Here is a 17837-nt window from a genome sequence, read left to right as displayed (position 1 = left end):
TATCGTGGTGACGGTCAGCAGTCCACAACGGTTCCCGGGGCCCCGCAGCGCAGCGGCGACACCCCCGCGGCGCCGTCCCAGGCTCGACCTGCCGCCGCCCGTAGTGGCCCCACCGACGGTGGACGTACCAGCGGGCGACACGACATACGGAGAATCGCGCAGTGGCCGCCGCTTCCGCCCAAGTCTTCCCGCCGCGTACGCCCGGACCGGCCCGTCTGGTGGTCCTGGTCTCGGGATCGGGCACCAATCTGCAGGCGCTGATCGACGCGGTTCAGGACCCGGCCTACGGCGCCGAGGTCCTCGCCGTGGGTGCGGACCGCACCGACATCGCCGGCCTGAAGCGGGCCGAGGCCGCGGGCATCCCGACCTTCGTCCACCGCATCGCGGACCACGCCGACCGGGCCGCCTGGGACGCCGCGCTGACCGCCTCGGTCGCCGGGTACGAGCCCGACCTGGTGGTCACCGCGGGCTTCATGAAGATCCTCGGTCCGGAGTTCGTCGGCGCCTTCGCCGGCCGGATCGTCAACACCCACCCCGCCCTGCTGCCGTCCTTCCCCGGCGCGCACGGCGTGCCGGACGCCCTCGCCCACGGCGTGAAGGTCACCGGCTGCACCGTCCACCTGGTCGACGCCGGCGTGGACACCGGGCCGATCATCGCGCAGGGCGTCGTGGAGGTCCTCGACGCCGACCACGCCGATGGCGGCGAAGCGCTGCACGAGCGCATCAAGACTGTCGAGCGCAAGCTGCTCGTCGAGGTCGTGGGCCGGCTGGCCCGCGAAGGCCACCGCATCGAAGACCGAAAGGTATGGATTCCGGCATGAGCGCCGCCCACAGCACGCCCCCCGTCTCCGAGAACGTACGCCCGATCCGCCGCGCGCTGATCAGCGTCTACGACAAGACCGGACTGGAGGAGCTGGCCCAGGGCCTGCACGCCGCCGGGGTCGCCATCGTGTCCACCGGCTCCACCGCGGGCCGGATCGCCGCGGCCGACGTGCCGGTGACCGAGGTCTCCGAGCTGACCGGCTTCCCGGAGTGCCTGGACGGCCGGGTCAAGACCCTGCACCCGCGCGTGCACGCCGGCGTCCTCGCCGACCTGCGCCTGGAGTCGCACCGCGAGCAGCTGGCCGAGCTGGGTGTCGAGCCCTTCGATCTGGTCGTGGTGAACCTCTACCCGTTCAAGGCGACGGTCGCCTCCGGCGCCACCCCGGACGAGTGCGTCGAGCAGATCGACATCGGCGGCCCGTCGATGGTCCGCGCCGCGGCCAAGAACCACCCCTCCGTCGCGGTCGTGGTCGACCCGGCCCGCTACGACGACGTGCTCGCCGCGGTCAAGGGCGGCGGCTTCGACCTGCTGACCCGCAAGCGCCTGGCCGGCGCGGCCTTCGCGCACACCGCCGCCTACGACGTGGCCGTGGCCTCCTGGTTCGAGGAGTCCGGCTACACGGAGTCGGAGGAGGCCTTCCCGGCGTTCCTCGGCTCCACCTGGGACCGCCAGAACGTGCTCCGCTACGGCGAGAACCCGCACCAGCAGGCGGCGCTCTACACCGACGGCTCCGGCGGCCTCGCGGGCGCCGAGCAGCTGCACGGCAAGGAGATGTCCTACAACAACTACATGGACACCGACGCCGCGCGCCGCGCCGCGTACGACCACGCCGAGCCGGCCGTCGCGATCATCAAGCACGCCAACCCGTGCGGCATCGCCGTTGGTGCGGACGCCGCCGAGGCGCACCGCAAGGCGCACGCCTGCGACCCGGTCTCCGCGTACGGCGGCGTGATCGCGGTGAACCGCCCGGTCTCCGTCGAGCTGGCCGAGCAGATCGCCCCGATCTTCACCGAGGTCGTCGTCGCCCCCGGCTACGAGGACGGCGCCCTCGAGGTGCTGACCAAGAAGAAGAACCTGCGCGTGCTGCGCGCCCCCGAGGCGCCCGCCGACGCGCTGGAGGTCCGCCGGATCAGCGGCGGCGTTCTGCTGCAGCAGGTCGACAAGGTGGACGCGGCCGGTGACGACCCGTCGACCTGGACGCTGGCCACCGGCGAGGCGCTCTCCGAGGCGGAGCTCGCCGAGCTGTCCTTCGCCTGGCGTGCCTGCCGGGCCGTCAAGTCCAACGCGATCCTGCTGGCCAAGGACGGCGCCTCGGTCGGTGTCGGCATGGGCCAGGTCAACCGCGTGGACTCCTGCAAGCTCGCGGTCGAGCGGGCCGGCGACCGCGCCCAGGGCTCCTTCGCCGCCTCCGACGCGTTCTTCCCGTTCGCGGACGGCCTGGAGATCCTGGTCGCCGCCGGCGTGAAGGCCGTTGTGCAGCCCGGCGGTTCGATCCGCGACGAAGAGGTGGTCGCGGCGGCCGCCAAGGCCGGCGTCACGATGTACCTGACCGGTACCCGGCACTTCTTCCACTGATCCGCAACGCCGAAGGCCCCCGCACTCCGAGGAGTGCGGGGGCCTTCGGCGTCGCGGTCGGCGGGAGGGCCGATCACTGGGACTTGACGACCACCGAGCTCATGATCTTGTCGGCGAAGGTCTGCTTCTTGGCGTCCCACAGCGGCCACAGGTAGCCGAGGCAGCAGATGCCGTCGACGGCGTGGCAGATCTTGCGGACGAAGGCCATGCCGAAGCCCAGCGGCTGGCCGTCGGCCTCGCGCAGGACGCGGATGTTGACCATCTTCTTGCCGGGGGTCTGGCCGGTGGTGCCCTCGTTGTAGATCAGCCACAGGCCGCCCGCGATCGCCAGCAGCCAGCCGATGCCCATCACGATCAGGCCGACGGGGGAGATGCCGCCGCCGGTGCAGCTGGTCGCGTAGGTCACCGGGTCGACGGTGCACTCCGCCTTGGAGACGCCGATCGCGCCGCCGATCGCGTAGAAGATCATCGCCGGCACGCCGACGATCAGGTAGTCGACGATGTACGCCGCGACGCGCGAACCCCAGCCCGCGTAGAACTGCTGCACCTGGGCCGCGTTGCCGTACGGGCCCGGCTGCTGCGGGATGCCGTAGCCGGGCGCGCCGTAGCCGGGGGCCGGCGGCGGGGCCTGCTGCGGGTAGCCGTAGCCGGGGGCCGGCGGCGGAGCCTGCTGCGGGTAGCCGTAGCCCGGGGCCGGGGGCTGCTGGCTGTACGGGTTGTTCGGGTCGGGCGGGTAACTCATCGGATGCCTCCGGGCAGGAAGGAGTGTGGACGGAACAGGGAAATCCTGGGGACCGGCGGGCAGTTGAGGCGCCGACCGGGTGGGACACTAGCGGAAAGGCCTGACATGGCGGGGATCAATACCCGTCAGGTTCCGCTCAGTTCAGGGACGTGAGATGCCGAGGCGGTGCAGCTGCCACGTCCAGGCCAGCGCTAAGGCCGCCCCGATCAGCAGGTTGCGCCGGCCGTTCGGCATCTCCCACCACCAGCGGCCCGGGCCGAGCGGCGCGGCCAGCAGGGCGAGGGCCGCCACCACGGTGACCGGGTTGGCGGCCAGCGCCGCACCCCAGTGGCCGTGGCCGGCCTCGATGAAGACGGTGGTGCTGCCGCAGGCCGGGCAGGGGATGCCGGTGAACTTGCGCAGCAGGCAGAGCACACCGGGGTCGTGGGCGTCGTGCAGCTGGGCGACCGCCACGGCGGCGACGGCGCCGCCCGCTCCGCGCAGCAGCACCCGCATCAGCGCACCCGACACCGTGTCGGCGGTGCGCCGCCAACGGGTCGTCAGTGCGCCTGCGAACGAGGGCGCGGGGACGGTCACGGCTGGACGCTGAAGTAGAAGACCACGATCGCGATGGAGATCAGCACCGCGAGGACGTTCAGCACGATCCCGCCGATCGCCGCGTTGCGGCCGACCCCCGTCTGGTTCGACTTGTTCAGGCCCGAGATGCCGACGCCGAGGCCGACCAGGCCGAGGAACCCGCCGTAGAAACACGACGTCAGAATGCCGATGAAGCCCAGCACCACGGACGCGGTGGCCGCCGAGTTGGCCTGGACCACCACCGGCCCCGGGGCTGCGTAGGGCTGCGGCTGCTGCGGGTAGCCGTACCCGGGCTGCTGCGGCTGCTGGTACTGCGGTGCGCCGTACCCGGGCGTGCCGTAGGGCTGCTGCGGCTGGCCGTAGCCGCCGTACGGGTCCGGCTGGTACGGATTGCTCACTGTGGTCTTCCCCCGACGATCGTCCCCCGTGTCCCCGACGGCCTGTCACCAGAACGCGGGCAGCAGAATTTGCTCCGGGTCATGGTGGTCGTTACCACGGGGCGCTGTCCAGCCGCGACCGGCCCGCGGACACAAATGTGGCACAACCGCAACCCGGGCCGCACGCTCCGTGCGCGGCTCCGCGACAGTCCGTGCGGCACCGGCCGGGCGTGCCGGCCGGGGGCGTGCAAGGCGGCGTGCACCGGTGTGGCCGCGCCCCCCGGCAGGCCGCGGCCCGCGGCGCGGCCGCCGGCGCCGATCCGGGAGAATGGGGCCATGACTGCCCAGATTCTCGATGGCAAGGCCACCGCGGCCGCGATCAAGTCCGAACTCGCCGTCCGTGTGGCGGCCCTCAAGGAGCGGGGCATCGTCCCCGGCCTCGGCACCGTCCTGGTCGGCGACGACCCGGGCAGCCGCTGGTACGTCAACGGCAAGCACAAGGACTGCGCCGAGGTCGGCATCGCCTCCATCCAGCGCGAACTGCCCGCCACCGCGACCCAGCAGGACGTCGAGGACGTCGTCCGCGAGCTCAACGCCGACCCGGCCTGCACCGGCTACATCGTGCAGCTGCCGCTGCCCAAGGGCCTCGACCCCAACCCCGTCCTGGAACTGATGGACCCGGACAAGGACGCCGACGGCCTGCACCCCACCTCGCTCGGCCGCCTGGCGCTCGGCATCCAGGGCCCGCTGCCGTGCACCCCGCTCGGCATCGTCGAGCTGCTCCGCCGCCACCAGGTCGAGATCAACGGCGCCGAGGTCGTCGTGCTCGGCCGCGGTGTCACCGTCGGCCGCTCCATCGGCCTGCTGCTGACCCGCAAGAGCGAGAACGCCACCGTCACCCTCTGCCACACCGGCACCCGGGACCTCGGCTACCACCTGCGCAAGGCCGACATCGTGATCGCCGCCGCCGGTGTGCCGCACCTGGTCAAGCCGGAGGACGTCAAGCCCGGCGCGGCCGTGCTCGACGTCGGCGTCAGCCGCAGCGAGGGCAAGATCGTCGGCGACGTGCACCCCGGCGTGGCCGAGGTCGCGGGCTGGATCTCCCCGAACCCGGGCGGCGTCGGCCCGATGACCCGCGCCATGCTGCTCAACAACATCGTCGAGGCGGCCGAGCGCCGCGCCGGCCACTGATTCCGATGGCAGTCGTACGGGCCCCCCGCTCCCGGCGCAGGCCGCTGAAGACCACCGGCACCCTGCCGCCGGAGGGCTCGGCGGCCGCGCTCGGCCGCGGCCACTCGCTGCCGGTGCGCCAGTGGCCGATAAGCCTGGTGCTGGCGGTGGCCGGTCTCGGCATCCTCGTGACCTGGGCCGCCGACTTCAAGATCGGTCTGCTGATCGTCGGCGCCTCGCTGCTGCTCGGCGCGGCCCTGCGGGCCGCCCTGCCGGAGGTCGGCATGCTGGCGGTGCGCAGCCGGTTCACCGACGTCGGCGTGCTGACCTTCCTCGGCGGGGTGATCGTCCTGCTGACACTGGTGGCGCAGCCCGACCCCTGGCTGCACCTCGCATGGCTGGACGACATCGGGCGGCTGGTCGGCCGGCCCCGGCACTGACCGGCGCGGCCCGGCGGCGGCGCGCGGGCGGACACCCCGCGCCCGCGCCGCCGGCGGGCCGCGCGCTGTGTGACGCATCAGCCACGCCCGGCAAGGCGGCATAGGCTTGCCTTTGCGATAACCTGACGCAGGTCTCTCGATATCGAGAGATCATCCTCGGCTCCAGTGCGCCGACGACGTGCCTGGGGCACCTGGCGATTTGCTGGAGAAGGTAGAAATGACTCGCACCCCCGTCAACGTCACCGTTACCGGAGCTGCCGGCCAGATCGGCTACGCGCTGCTCTTCCGCATCGCCTCGGGTCACCTGCTCGGTGCCGACGTTCCGGTGAACCTCCGACTCCTGGAGATCCCGCAGGGCCTCAAGGCCGCCGAGGGCGTCGCCATGGAGCTCGACGACTGCGCCTTCCCGCTGCTGCGCGACATCACCATCACCGACCAGGCCGCCACCGCCTTCGACGGCGCCAACGTGGGCCTGCTCGTGGGCGCCCGCCCGCGCACCGCCGGCATGGAGCGCGGCGACCTGCTGCAGGCCAACGGCGGCATCTTCGGCCCGCAGGGCAAGGCCATCAACGACCACGCCGCGGACGACATCAAGGTCCTGGTCGTCGGCAACCCGGCCAACACCAACGCCCTCATCGCCCAGCGCAACGCCCCGGACGTCCCGGCCGAGCGCTTCACCGCGATGACCCGCCTCGACCACAACCGCGCCGTCGCCCAGCTCGCGAAGAAGGCCGGCGTCACCGTCGAGGACGTCAAGAAGGTCACCATCTGGGGCAACCACTCCGCCACCCAGTACCCCGACCTCTTCCACGCCGAGATCGCCGGCAAGTCCGCCTTCGAGGCCGCCGGCTCCGACCAGGCCTGGGTCGAGGACTTCTTCATCCCGAAGGTCGCCAAGCGCGGCGCCGAGATCATCGAGGTCCGCGGCGCGTCCTCGGCCGCCTCGGCCGCCAACGCCGCCATCGACCACGTGTACACCTGGGTCAACGGCACCCCGGCCGGCGACTGGACCTCCATGGGCATCGTCTCCGACGGCTCCTACGGCGTGCCGGAGGGCCTGATCTCCTCCTTCCCGGTCACCACCCAGGACGGCAAGTTCGAGATCGTCCAGGGCCTGGACCTCTCCGACTTCGACCGCGCCCGCATCGACGCCTCCGTCCGGGAGCTCGCCGAGGAGCGCGACGCTGTCGCCGAGCTCGGCCTCATCTGAGACCGGTCTCCCCGAGGCTGACGGACGGCCGGGTGCCCCTGGGGCGCCCGGCCGTCCTTCTACACTCCTGTCGTGACCGAAAACCTCGAGGACGCCGCGCTCGTCCTCGTCTTCATCATGCTGGGCGGTCTGTTCAACGTCGCCGAGATCTCGCTGATCTCGCTGCGCGAGGGCCAGATCCGCGCCCTGGAGGCGGCCGGCACGCGCCGCGCGGCCCGGGCGGCCCACCTCGCGGCCGACCCCAACCGCTTCCTCGCCGCCGTCCAGGTCGGCGTCACCTGCATGGGCTTCCTTTCCGCCGCCTTCGGCGCGGACACCCTGGCCGGCAAGGTCGCCCCGCTCTTCGTCGACCTCGGCCTCTCCGAGGGGCTCGCCGACACCGTCGCCCTGGTCGTCCTCACCCTGGTCATCAGCTACGCCTCCCTGGTGCTCGGCGAACTGACGCCCAAACGGATCGGCCTGCAGCGCGCCGACTCCATCGCCGTGCTCGCCGCCCCCGTCGTCGACGTCATGTCGGTGGTGCTGCGCCCGGTCATCTGGCTGCTCGGCCACTCCACCAACCTGATGGTCCGGCTGTGCGGCGGCGACCCGTCGGCCGGCCGCGGCTCGATGAGCTCCGAGGAGCTGCGCGGCCTGGTCGCCGCCAACACCGAGCTCGGCAGCGACGAGCGCGCCCTGATCAACGACGTCTTCGCGGCCGGCGAGCGACAGCTGCGCGAGGTGATGAAGCCGCGCACCGAGGTCACCTTCCTGGACGCCGAGCGCCTGGTCTCGGAGGTCCGCCCGGAGACCGACTCCGCCCCGCACTCGCGCTACCCCGTGGTCGAGGGCTCCTACGACGCGGTCACCGGCTTCGTCCACGTCCGCGACCTGTACGGGGCGCGCGGCGCCAAGGCGGTGCGGGTGCGCGACCTCACCCGGCCGGTCAAGCTGCTGCCCGCCACCAAGCGGGTGCTGGAGGCGATGGGCGAGATGCGCCGCGAGGGCCACCATCTGGCCATCGTGGTCGACGAGTACGGCGGCACCGCCGGCATCGTCACCCTGGAGGACCTCGTCGAGGAGGTCATCGGCGAGATCCGCGACGAGTACGACGCCCTGGACACCACCGCCACCCGGCGCCTGGCCGGCGGCGGCGTGGAGCTCGACGGCCTGCTCAACCTGGCCGACTTCGCCGACGAGACCGGCGTCGCACTGCCCGAGGGCCCCTACGAGACGGTGGCCGGCTACCTCGTCCGGGAGCTCGGCCGGCTGCCCGAGAACGGTGACGCGGTCACCACCGAGGACGGGGTCCGGCTGACCGTCGCCAAGCTGGACGGGCGGCGGATCGAACGTGTCCGGGTGAGTGCGGTCACACTGTCGGAACCTCCAGGGGCAGATGTTTCCTGAGCGGTCGGTGAAACTGGAACAATGGCCGACATGGTCAACGCAGCGGTCGCAGGTCCGGTCAAGGACCGTCCCCGGGTGCTCTCCGGCATCCAGCCCACCTCGGGCTCGTTCCACCTCGGCAACTACCTGGGCGCCGTCCAGCAGTGGGTCGCCCTGCAGGAGGCCAACGACGCCTTCTACATGGTCGTCGACCTGCACGCGATCACCGTCGAGCAGGACCCGGCCCAGCTCCGCGAGAACACCCGGATCTCCGCGGCCCAGCTGCTCGGCGCCGGCCTCGACCCGGAGCGCTGCACCCTGTTCGTCCAGTCCCACGTGCCCGAGCACGCGCAGCTCGGCTGGGTGATGAACTGCCTCACCGGCTTCGGCGAGGCCTCCCGGATGACGCAGTTCAAGGACAAGTCCGCCAAGCAGGGCAGCGACCGCACCACGGTCGGCCTGTTCACCTACCCGATCCTGCAGATCGCCGACATCCTGCTCTACCAGGCCGACCTCGTGCCGGTCGGCGAGGACCAGCGCCAGCACCTGGAGCTCACCCGGGACCTCGCGGAGCGCTTCAACACCCGCTACAGCCCCACCTTCACGGTGCCGAAGCCGCACATCCTCAAGGAGACCGCCAAGATCCTGGACCTCCAGGACCCGTCGGCCAAGATGAGCAAGTCGGCCTCCTCCGCCAAGGGCCTGGTCAACCTGCTCGACGACGCCAAGGTCAGCGCCAAGAAGTTCAAGAGCGCCGTCACCGACACCGGCACCGTCGTCTCCTACGACGAGGAGGAGAAGCCCGGCGTCTCCAACCTGCTGCGCATCCACTCCGCGCTCAGCGGGCAGTCGATCGAGCAGCTGGTCGCGCACTTCGAGGGCAAGATGTACGGCGCCCTCAAGACCGAGCTGGCCGAGCTCTTCACCGAGTGGGTGACGCCCTTCCAGGCCCGCACCAGGGCCTACCTGGAGGACCCGGCCGAGCTGGACCGCGTCCTCGGCCTCGGCGCCGAGAAGGCCCGCGAGGTGGCGTCCGAGACGCTCGCCACCGTGTACGACCGCATCGGCTTCCTGGCGCCCAAGCGCTGATGCCGCCGACCGCCGGAGCAGTGCCCGACGGCGACGGTCTCCGGGAGCCCGAGGAGCTCCCGGAGACCGTCACCATCGGCGTGTCGATATCGGTGCCGGAGCCCTGGGGCTCGGCGATCCAGGACGCCCGCGCGGGCCACGGCGACCCGCACGCCCGGTCCATACCCACCCACGTCACCCTGCTGCCGCCGACCGAGGTGCCGGCCGCACGGCTGCCGGAGATCGAGGCGCACCTGCGCGCGGTCGCGGCCGTGCACCGGCCGTTCCCGATGCTGCTGCTGGGCAGCGGCACCTTCCGGCCGGTCTCCCCGGTGGTGTTCGTCCGCGTCGAGGGCGGCGCCCAGGAGTGCCGCGGGCTGGAGGCGGACGTCCGCTCCGGGCCGCTCGCCCGCGAGCTCGCCTTCCCGTACCACCCGCACGTCACGGTGGCGCACGGCCTGCCCGACGACATCCTGGACGAGGCGTTCGAGAAGGCGCGCGGCTTCAACGCGGCGTTCACGGTGCCCGGCTTCGGGCTCTCCCGCTTCGGCCCGGACGAGGTCTGGCGGCCCTGGCGCGACTACACCTTCGGCGGGTAGCCGCGCCGGGGCGCCGCCCCGGTCAGCCCTTCCGGCCCCGGCCCGCCCTGCGGGCCGGGATCAGCGCCAGGCAGAACGCACCGATGAACATCGGGCCGACCATGTACCGGTACAGCGGGGCCGGGTTGGCCGCCAGCACCGTCAGCTGGAAGCCGACCATGACGCCGGCCAGCGCCAGTGCCGACCGCATCCGCCGGCCGCGGGCGAACACCAGCAGCGCCGCGTACCCGATGTAGCACCAGGTCGCGCCGCGGAACAGCAGCCAGTCGAGCTGCTTGACCTTGGCGGCGGTGTACCAGAACTCGGCCAGGTGGCGGAGCTTGTACGACACCGGGTTGCTGTACAGCGCGAAGCGGTTGGGGTTGGAGGCCATCGGGCTGCCCGGCGGTGCGACGCCGTACAGCTCCTTCGGCGTGGGCGCCGGGCTGGCGATCCAGGTGTAGGCGGCCCGGTCGGCCGGGCCGGGGAACGGCGACCAGGCGATGTGGCCGCGGCAGATCCGTGCGTTCAGGACCAGGTCGGGGCGCTTCTCGGCGACCTTCGTCCAGATCTGCATCAGCCGGTCGTTGACCCGCTCCGCGGCCGGCCGGTCGAAGTTCCAGGCGAGCACCAGCTGGTCCGACACGTAGCAGTTGCTGCCGCCCCTGGTCCAGTCGGCCAACGGGGTGACCTGGGCCATCACGGCCTTGTCCGCCGCGCTGAAGAGGCCCGGCTCGGAGGCGTACGCCACCGCGACGTCGTGGTAGTTCAGCGAGTAGACCGAGCTCTTGGCCGGCTGCTTGATGCCCAGCGACGGGTAGACCACCAGCTGGAGGACGAGCGACAGGCCCACCGCGAACAGCGTCAGCACGGTCAGGCGGACCCGGCGGCCGCGGATACCCACGGCCAGCGCCAGGCCGGCGATCAGCGCCACGCCCAGGCCGTTGTTGCGGAACAGGCCCATGCCGACCAGGGCCGCCGCCAGCACCCACCAGTCCGCCCGGTTCGCCCGGCGGGAGACCAGCCGCGCGCCGGCCGCGAAGGCGAGCACCGAACACAGCGTGAACGGCACGTCCTTCCAGATGTAGACGACGAACGCACCGGTCGGCGGCGCCATCGCCAGCAGCAGCGCGATCGGCGCCGTCCAGCGCGCCCGCGCACCGAGGCCCTTCAGGGCCACACAGGTGTACGCCAGCACCGCCGACGCCAGGAAGGTCTGGGCGAGGGTCAGCACGGCGAGCTTGCCCGGCACGTGCAGGGCGAGCAGGACCAGCACGTTGTAGGCCACCGAGTGCTCGGAGCTCCAGTAGCCGGTGGTCACCTGCGAGACGTAGGCCGCCGAGTCGTAGCTGGTCAGGCCCGGGTAGAAGGCGGCCCACCAGAGCAGCAGCACGGCCTCCACACTGACGCCGACGTACAGCGGCAGCCGCCACCGGGCCGGGACGCGCCGGGCGTGCCTGGCGTGCTCCCAGTCCTCGGCCGTGGGGTCGTCGAGAAGTGCGGTCATCGGTCTGCCTCAGGGTCGGGCGGGGACGTGGTGGCCCACCTTATCGGTGGAACCGAACTCCCGATCGGTCACGGTCGCCGTGCGAGGTCGAGCATCCGGTCCACCACCCGGGCGGCGGCACCGCCGTCGTCCAGACGGCAGTGGGTGGCGCGGAACCGCTCGTACGCCGCGGCGTGCGCCCCGGTGAGCTCGGCCGGGCCGGCCAGGTCGCGCAGCGCCGCGATCACCTCGTCCGAGGTCGGGATCAGCGGCCCGGGAGCCTCCGCCTCGAAGTCGAAGTAGAAGCCGCGCAGGGTGTCCCGGTAGTGCTCCAGGTCGTAGGTGAAGAAGAGGATCGGCCGGCCGGTGATGGCGAAGTCGAACATGATCGACGAGTAGTCGGTGACCAGCACGTCCGCGGCGAGCAGCAGCTCCTGCACGTCCGGGTAGTCGCCGACGTCGTACAGGAAGCCGTCCCCGGCACCCGGCAGCGGCTCGCGGACGTGGGCATGCGGCCGCACCAGCAGCACGTGGTCCTCGCCGAGGGCGGCCCGGGCGGCGTCCGTGTCGAGCCGCAGGCCCAGCTCGAAGCCGTCGCCGTTGGCGCGCTGCTGGTCCTCCCGCCAGGTCGGCGCGTACAGCACGATCCGCTTCCCGTCGGGGATGCCCAGCCGCTGCCGGACGGCCTGCCCGCCCTCGCCGACGGCCAGCACGTCGTTGCGCGGGTAACCGGACTCCAGGACCTCGCCCTCGTACCGGAACGCCCGCCGCAGGATCGGCGTCGCGAACGCGCTGGGGGAGACCAGCAGGCTCCACTGCGGCACCTCGCGGGCCAGCGCCTCCAGGTAGCCGTGGTCGGCCAGCCAGGCGTTCTCCACGTCGTGCGCTATCCGCTTCAGCAGCGAGCCGTGCCAGGTCTGCACGACCACCTGCCCGGGGCGGCGCTGGAGGAAGTCGGGGAAGTGCGTGTTGCCGACCAGGTAGCGGCTGGTGGCCAGCGCCTCGTACCACTCGGCGCTGTGCGAGCGGACGGCCCGGGCGCCGGGCGGCACCGCGGCCTGCGCGTCGTCCACCACCCACAGGTGCTCCAGCCCGGCGCCGCGCCGCACCAGTTCGGCGTGGACGGCCTTCGGGGAGTCCGCGTAGCCGCGGCCGCCGAAGACGTCGTACAGCACGGCCTCGCGCAGCGGCAGCTCCCGGGCCGCCCGGTAGCCGGTGGTGCGCAGCCGCTCCTGGGCGTAGGCGCTGCGTTCGGCCGCCGGTATCACCGGCGTCGAGTCGACCAGCAGGGTGTCGTGCCAGCGGCGCTGCAGCACGATGCGCTTGTCGCCGTCGGTCCGTATCTCGGCGGGCAGGTCGTCCAGCACGGCGGGGGCGAGCATCAGCGACTGCTCGGCGGACGCGTCGCCGACCGGGCGGAGCCACAGCTCCCACACGCCCTGGCGGAGCGGGTGCGCGACGCCGTCGGAGGCGGTGACGACGGCCGGCACCCGGACGGCCGTCCGCTCGGCCCGCGCGACGGGGCGGCGCACCTCGCCGGTGCCGTTGGAGTGCCGCAGCACGAGCTCCAGCGGCCCGTCGCCGGGCAGCAGGGCGTGCAGGCCCAGGTCGAAGCCGTCGCCGTCCGAGGCGACGGAGTCCACCAGTACGCCGCCGCCCTGGACGCACAGCTGCAGGTGGCCGTCGGCGAGCTGCTTGACGTGCAGGACGCGGTCGGTGCCGGGCAGCCGGTGCAGGCCGGACACCGGGCCCCCGCGCTCGTCGAGGACGGCGCGCAGGCGACCGCCGTCCGGCAGCGCGAACTCGGCGTCCCAGTGCTCCAAGTCCTCGGCCTCGCGGCCGTCCGCGGTGAGCGGGGCGAGCGGCAGGTCGACGGCGAAGCCGGAACCGTCGGCGCCGACCGGGTGGTCCAGCAGTGCCTCGGACTGCCGGTGGCGCAGCCGCAGCACGGTGCCCTCCGGCAGGTCGCCCTGCCCGGACAGGTGCAGGACGCCGCCGTCCGCGGTGAGGCCGGTGATCCGGGCACGCACCTGCTCGACCCGCAGCCGCAGCCCCTGGTCGGTGGCGAAGTACGGGACGATCCGCACGTCGTGGTCGACCCAGCGCAGTGTCGGGTACTCGGCCGAGCCGCACCAGTGCGGGGCGAGCGGGCCGGTGTGCCGGCGCAGGCCCGCCACCAGGGTGGCGCCGATCCGCCAGACGCCCTTCTTCCAGCCCCCGCCCGACCGCAGCCGCTCCAGGTCGAGGACGGCGGTGAAACCCGACCAGTCGTGGTTGAAGCGGGCCTGGCCGCTCTCGTCGGTCGCCTCGGGGAGGTGCACCCGGCGGGTGCGGAGCAGGATCGGACGGGCTCGCCCGCCCGGCTTTGCGGTGAGCGTGGTGAGCCCGGCGGAGAGGCGGCCCGTGTCGCGGTCGCCGGGGTGGGCGAAGCCGGTGATCTCCAGCCCGCGCTCCGTCCAGCGGACGGCACGGGCCCCGAAGACGGCGGGCTCGGGCTCGGCGGGGTTCGCCGCCTCCGGGGAGGAGGCGGTGGCGGGCACGGTGGCGGTGGGCATCGGGGGCGGCTCTCCGAGGTGCTGGCGGCCGGGTGGGCCGGCTGTCCCCGTCGTGTCGCTTGGGGGAGGGCCGGGGGAGCGGCGACGACACTGGCGTGAACTGCGGACGCCATCTCACACCGGGTCCGACGCGCAGGTCAACCGCCTGCCCCTGGGAGTTTCCCCAGTACACGGGGGTGCGTCGGGGGCGAACCGCTGCCCGGAGGGTGTACGACCCTCCGGGCAGCCCCTCAGAGGGCCTCAGCCCAGCAGCGCGTCCACCGCCCGGGCCGCGGCCCGGCCGTCGTCCAGGTCGTTGTACGTCTCGCGGAACACGGCGTACGCCTCGGCGTGTTCGGCCGCGACCCGGTCGATCCGGCCGAGCGCCTCGACCACGGCCTCCGAGGTGGCCAGCAGCGGCCCGGGGGCCGTCGCCTCGAAGTCGAAGGAGAAGCCGCGCAGGTTGTCCCGGTAGTGCTCCAGGTCGTAGGTGAAGAAGAGGATCGGCCGGCCGGTGTTCGCGAAGTCGAACATGATCGACGAGTAGTCGGTGACCAGCACGTCCGCGACCAGCAGCAGCTCCTGCACGTCCGGGTAGGTGGAGACGTCCCAGACGTAGCCGTTGCCGGCGTCCGCGACCTGGCCGCACACCATGTCGTGGGTGCGCACCAGCAGCACCTGGTCGTCGCCGAGCGCGGCCCGGGCGGCGGCCAGGTCGAGCCGCAGGTCGAGCTGGTAGCCGTCCTGCGGCCGGCGGCGGTCCTCGCGGAAGGTCGGCGCGTAGAGCACCACCTTCTTGCCCTCCGGAAGGCCGAGCCGCTCGCGGACCCGCTCCGCGGTCTTCTCCCGGTCCGCGGCGAACAGCACGTCGTTGCGCGGGTAGCCGGACTCGACGATCTCGCCCTCGAAGCGGAAGGCCCGCCGCAGCACCGGGGTGGACCAGCGGTTCGGCGAGAGCAGCAGGCTCCACTGCGGCACCTCGTGGCCGAGGTGCTTGAGGTACTCCGAGTCGGTGAACCAGATCTTCTCGAAGTCGTGGCCGATCCGCTTGAGCGGCGTGCCGTGCCAGGTCTGCAGCACGGTCTGGCCCTCGCGGCGGACGAAGAAGTCGGGCAGGTGCGTACCGGTGACGACGTACCGGGCGGTGGCCAGCGCCTCGAACCACTCCGGGCTCCACTGCCGGACGGCCTCGGCGGTCTGCGGCAGGTCGGCCTGCATGTCGTAGGAGGTCCACAGGTGGCGCAGCGGTGCCCCGCGGCGGACGAGCTCCTCGTGGATCGCCCGCGCCGAGTCCGCGTAGCGGCCGCCGAGCGGGGACACGTACAGCACGCTGTCGGTCAGCGGGCGGGTCTGCCGCTCGGTGAAGCCGTGCCGCAGCTTGCGCTGCGAGTAGCCGCTGCGCTCCTCCGGGAGCAGCGCCTGGTGCGACTCCAGCGACAGGCCGTCGTAACCGCGGCGCTCCAGGGTGATCCGCTTGCCGCGGGCCTCGACCTCCAGCGGCAGGGTGCCGTGGCAGGAGGGGGAGAGCAGCGCGGTCGGCCAGAGCGTGTCGGCGGCGGCGCCGACACGGCGGAAGAAGACCTCCCAGGTGCCCATGGCGAGCGGCACCCGGCCCGCGAAGGAGGCGGTCGGCACGGCCGGCAGCGCGGCCTTGAACCGGCGGTCGGTGATCTCCACCGGGTAGCAGTGCTCCTCCTCCCGCCAGCTGTGCCGGATCACCAGCTCGTAGCGGTGGGTGCCGCCGAGCGGGAACGAGCCGCTGACCAGGAAGCCCTCGGTGTCGTGGGCCGCGGTGATCCCGTCGATCACCGGCTGCAGCACCTGGTCGGCGAACTGCAGGTACCCGCTGGGGGAGGCCTTGGTGTACAGCGCCCGGGTGTCGCCGGCGATCGGCAGGTCGAGCTGCTCGGTCGCGGCCCGCTCGTCCAGCACCACCGGGACGGTGGTGCCGTCGGCGAGCTCGACCTCGGTGTCCCAGCGGTCGCGCAGCCGCTCGGCGGAGCCCGGGTCGAGCGCGGCCCAGGCCTCGCGGACGGCCGTCATGTCGGCGATCGGGACGGTCGAGGAGAACGGCACCTCGCGGCCGGCCGGGGCGCCGAGCTCCAGCGGGAAGTGCAGGTCGCGGTCGGACTCGACGTGCTTGAGGCGCAGCCGGGCGCCGGCCAGGTTCAGCCCGGAGACGGCGAGGCCGGCCACGGTCACGCTGCCGCCCGAGGCGGTGACGCCGGCGGCCCGCACCCGCACCCGCTCGATGCGCAGGTTGAGGTGGTTGTCCTTGAGCCACGGCACGACCCGGACGTCCTGCTCGACCCAGTGCACCGGCGGGTACTCGGCGGAGTCGCTCCAGCCGCCGGAGATCCGGCCCTTGTAGACGCCGCCCTTGCCGATGCCGGCGACCAGCACCCGCCAGGAGCCCTCGCGCCACTCGCCGCGGTGCTTGAACCGCTTGGGGTCGATCGTCGCCGAGAAGCCGGCCCAGTCGCAGCTGTACAGGTCGTGCGGGGAGCTGGCGGTGGCCTCGGGGCTGTACTGCGCCTTGGCGGGCAGGGCCAGCACCCGGCGGCCCTTGGCCTCGCGGAGCACCAGCAGCCGGACCATGTCGGTGCGGTTCTCGACGCCGAGGTGCTCGGGGAAGGCGTGGCCGGCCAGCCGGAGCCTGCCGTCCACCCAGGAGGCCTCGTAGAGGCGGCTGCGCATGACCAGGGCGTTGTCCAGCCGCAGCACGTCGGCGGGCACGCTCTTGCGGCCGCCGCGCAGGAACGGGTAGTCGGCGTAGGCGCGGAGCAGGCCGCGGGCCGGGGCGGCGCCGTTGCTGTCCTTCTCGAACCGCATCTGCTCGACGAGCTCGTCCATCCGGCCCTGCAGGGTCAGGTGGTACTTGAGGCGCAGCGGCGCGCGCAGCTTGCGGATCTGCTCGGGGCCGATGGCGCGCAGCAGCCGGCCGACGCACTCCTGGTAGGCGTTGCGGTAGTCCCGGTCGCCCTCCAGGACGGACCAGAAGAACATCGGGATCTCCTCGACGAGGTTGTTCTCGTCGTAGGTGCGCAGGTAGCGCTTGAACTTCGGGTCGGTCTGCTTGAGCAGCCAGGCCCGGACGAGCTCCATCGAGGTGACCCGGTCGATCAGGCCCTTCGGGTTGGTCTTCATCTGCGTGATCGACATTTCGCCGACCTCGCGCTCGCGCCAGTGGTAGATCGGCTCGGAGAGCACGTCGACGCTGGTCGCCAGGTAGTGGTGGGGCACGCTCACCGGGGCGTCCTCGTACAGGATGCCCTCGGGGTAGAGGATCTCCGCGCCGTCGAAGAAGGAGCGGCGGTAGACCTTGTTCCACGCGGTGCGGTCGGTGACCAGCGTGGGGATCTCGGTGATGTGCGTCCGCAGCCGGGTCTCCTTGAACGGCTTGCGGTGGCCGCCCGACTGGTAGTAGCCGACGGCGCGGAAGCGCAGCACGTTGCCGGTGCAGAAGTCGGAGCCAGTCTCGTCCAGGGTGCCGATCATCAGCTCGTAGGCGCTCGGCGGGAGCGTGTCGTCGCTGTCGACGAAGGCGAGGAACTCGGTGCCCTCGGCGATGTGCCGGTAGCCGGTGTTGCGGGCCGCCCCCAGGCCCTTGTTCTCCTGCTGCACGAGCCGGAACCGCGGATCCTTCGAGGCGTACGCCTCGGCGATGGCGGCGCTGCCGTCCTTGGAGCCGTCGTCCACCATGACGCACTCCAGATCCGTGAAGGTCTGGGCGGCGATGGAGTCCAGGCACTCCTCGAGGTAGCGCTCGACGTTGTAGATCGGGACGACGACGGAGAGTCGAGGGGCCATCGGGCTTGCGGGCCTTTCATCGGGGGCGTCGGCCGCGGGTGAATCGGCACAGATGTACGGAGATCCTACCGTCCGGGGCCCGG

The 17837-nt window shown here is 72.5% G+C and carries 14 protein-coding genes; 8 read left to right on the top strand and 6 right to left on the bottom strand.

The window, feature by feature from the left end; all coding sequences use genetic code 11:
* The first annotated feature begins 161 nt into the window (after nt 1–161).
* Nucleotides 162–821: a phosphoribosylglycinamide formyltransferase gene (gene purN / locus ACQ614_RS14570; protein WP_431679021.1), complete on the top strand. Its 660-nt coding sequence runs from the start codon at nt 162–164 to the stop codon at nt 819–821.
* Nucleotides 818–2398 (top strand): bifunctional phosphoribosylaminoimidazolecarboxamide formyltransferase/IMP cyclohydrolase, encoded by a 1581-nt coding sequence (purH, locus tag ACQ614_RS14565; protein ID WP_431679019.1) that lies wholly within the window; start codon nt 818–820, stop codon nt 2396–2398. Before purN ends, purH begins: the two co-directional genes overlap by 4 nt.
* 73 nt (nt 2399–2471) lie before the next feature.
* Here the strand turns inward: purH and ACQ614_RS14560 are convergent, their stop codons facing one another.
* The 3 genes from ACQ614_RS14560 to ACQ614_RS14550 all read right to left on the bottom strand — a co-directional run bounded on the left by ACQ614_RS14560 (nt 2472) and on the right by ACQ614_RS14550 (nt 4114).
* Nucleotides 2472–3140, bottom strand: coding sequence for an RDD family protein (locus tag ACQ614_RS14560; RefSeq protein WP_431679017.1), 669 nt, complete (start codon nt 3138–3140; stop codon nt 2472–2474).
* Nucleotides 3141–3281: 141 nt separating this feature from the next.
* Entirely contained in the window at nt 3282–3716 is a 435-nt protein-coding gene (locus tag ACQ614_RS14555; RefSeq protein ID WP_431679015.1) for a DUF2752 domain-containing protein, read from the bottom strand.
* The gene (locus ACQ614_RS14550) at nt 3713–4114 is read right to left on the bottom strand and encodes a hypothetical protein (RefSeq protein WP_431679013.1); all 402 of its coding nucleotides are present in this window, start codon (nt 4112–4114) and stop codon (nt 3713–3715) included. Before ACQ614_RS14550 ends, ACQ614_RS14555 begins: the two co-directional genes overlap by 4 nt.
* A gap of 315 nt (nt 4115–4429) precedes the next feature.
* Between ACQ614_RS14550 and ACQ614_RS14545 the strand changes: the two genes are divergently transcribed.
* From ACQ614_RS14545 to ACQ614_RS14520, 6 genes are all read left to right on the top strand, one after another.
* Nucleotides 4430–5284 (top strand): bifunctional methylenetetrahydrofolate dehydrogenase/methenyltetrahydrofolate cyclohydrolase, encoded by an 855-nt coding sequence (locus tag ACQ614_RS14545; protein ID WP_431679011.1) that lies wholly within the window; start codon nt 4430–4432, stop codon nt 5282–5284.
* 5 nt (nt 5285–5289) lie between these two features.
* Nucleotides 5290–5703: a DUF3017 domain-containing protein gene (locus ACQ614_RS14540; protein ID WP_431679010.1), complete on the top strand. Its 414-nt coding sequence runs from the start codon at nt 5290–5292 to the stop codon at nt 5701–5703.
* A 217-nt stretch (nt 5704–5920) separates the two neighbouring features.
* Nucleotides 5921–6913, top strand: a complete 993-nt coding sequence (locus ACQ614_RS14535) for a malate dehydrogenase (protein WP_431679009.1) — start codon at nt 5921–5923, stop codon at nt 6911–6913.
* Nucleotides 6914–6985: 72 nt separating this feature from the next.
* Entirely contained in the window at nt 6986–8299 is a 1314-nt protein-coding gene (locus tag ACQ614_RS14530; RefSeq protein ID WP_431679007.1) for a hemolysin family protein, read from the top strand.
* A gap of 30 nt (nt 8300–8329) precedes the next feature.
* Nucleotides 8330–9367 carry a tryptophan--tRNA ligase gene (gene trpS, locus ACQ614_RS14525; protein WP_363491843.1) on the top strand — a complete coding sequence of 346 codons (1038 nt, stop codon included), beginning with the start codon at nt 8330–8332 and terminating at the stop codon, nt 9365–9367.
* Nucleotides 9367–9945 carry a 2'-5' RNA ligase family protein gene (locus ACQ614_RS14520; protein WP_431679006.1) on the top strand — a complete coding sequence of 193 codons (579 nt, stop codon included), beginning with the start codon at nt 9367–9369 and terminating at the stop codon, nt 9943–9945. Before trpS ends, ACQ614_RS14520 begins: the two co-directional genes overlap by 1 nt.
* 22 nt (nt 9946–9967) lie before the next feature.
* Here ACQ614_RS14520 and ACQ614_RS14515 read toward each other — a convergent pair whose 3' ends face one another.
* The 3 genes from ACQ614_RS14515 to ACQ614_RS14505 form a co-directional block, all read right to left on the bottom strand.
* Entirely contained in the window at nt 9968–11431 is a 1464-nt protein-coding gene (locus ACQ614_RS14515) for a hypothetical protein (protein WP_431679004.1), read from the bottom strand.
* 68 nt (nt 11432–11499) lie between these two features.
* Nucleotides 11500–13965 carry a CDP-glycerol glycerophosphotransferase family protein gene (locus ACQ614_RS14510; protein WP_431679003.1) on the bottom strand — a complete coding sequence of 822 codons (2466 nt, stop codon included), beginning with the start codon at nt 13963–13965 and terminating at the stop codon, nt 11500–11502.
* Nucleotides 13966–14205: 240 nt separating this feature from the next.
* Nucleotides 14206–17754 (bottom strand): bifunctional glycosyltransferase/CDP-glycerol:glycerophosphate glycerophosphotransferase, encoded by a 3549-nt coding sequence (locus ACQ614_RS14505; protein WP_431679001.1) that lies wholly within the window; start codon nt 17752–17754, stop codon nt 14206–14208.
* Between the last annotated feature and the right edge of the window lie 83 nt (nt 17755–17837).

The sequence above is a fragment of the Kitasatospora dryopteridis genome, assembly GCF_050749075.1.
Taxonomy (GTDB): domain Bacteria; phylum Actinomycetota; class Actinomycetes; order Streptomycetales; family Streptomycetaceae; genus Kitasatospora.
Note: the sequence above shows the minus strand (reverse complement) of the source record. Positions and strands in the feature narration are given on the sequence as shown.

Bases quoted from the DNA above. Each gene is read 5' to 3' on its own strand.
- purH (WP_431679019.1), top strand. From the start codon at position 818: ATGAGCGCCGCCCACAGCACGCCCCCCGTCTCCGAGAACGTACGCCCG.
- ACQ614_RS14540 (WP_431679010.1), top strand. From the start codon at position 5,290: ATGGCAGTCGTACGGGCCCCCCGCTCCCGGCGCAGGCCGCTGAAGACC.
- trpS (WP_363491843.1), top strand. From the start codon at position 8,330: ATGGTCAACGCAGCGGTCGCAGGTCCGGTCAAGGACCGTCCCCGGGTG.
- ACQ614_RS14535 (WP_431679009.1), top strand. From the start codon at position 5,921: ATGACTCGCACCCCCGTCAACGTCACCGTTACCGGAGCTGCCGGCCAG.
- ACQ614_RS14560 (WP_431679017.1), bottom strand. From the start codon at position 3,140: ATGAGTTACCCGCCCGACCCGAACAACCCGTACAGCCAGCAGCCCCCG.
- ACQ614_RS14505 (WP_431679001.1), bottom strand. From the start codon at position 17,754: ATGGCCCCTCGACTCTCCGTCGTCGTCCCGATCTACAACGTCGAGCGC.
- ACQ614_RS14545 (WP_431679011.1), top strand. From the start codon at position 4,430: ATGACTGCCCAGATTCTCGATGGCAAGGCCACCGCGGCCGCGATCAAG.
- ACQ614_RS14520 (WP_431679006.1), top strand. From the start codon at position 9,367: ATGCCGCCGACCGCCGGAGCAGTGCCCGACGGCGACGGTCTCCGGGAG.
- ACQ614_RS14515 (WP_431679004.1), bottom strand. From the start codon at position 11,431: ATGACCGCACTTCTCGACGACCCCACGGCCGAGGACTGGGAGCACGCC.
- ACQ614_RS14510 (WP_431679003.1), bottom strand. From the start codon at position 13,965: ATGCCCACCGCCACCGTGCCCGCCACCGCCTCCTCCCCGGAGGCGGCG.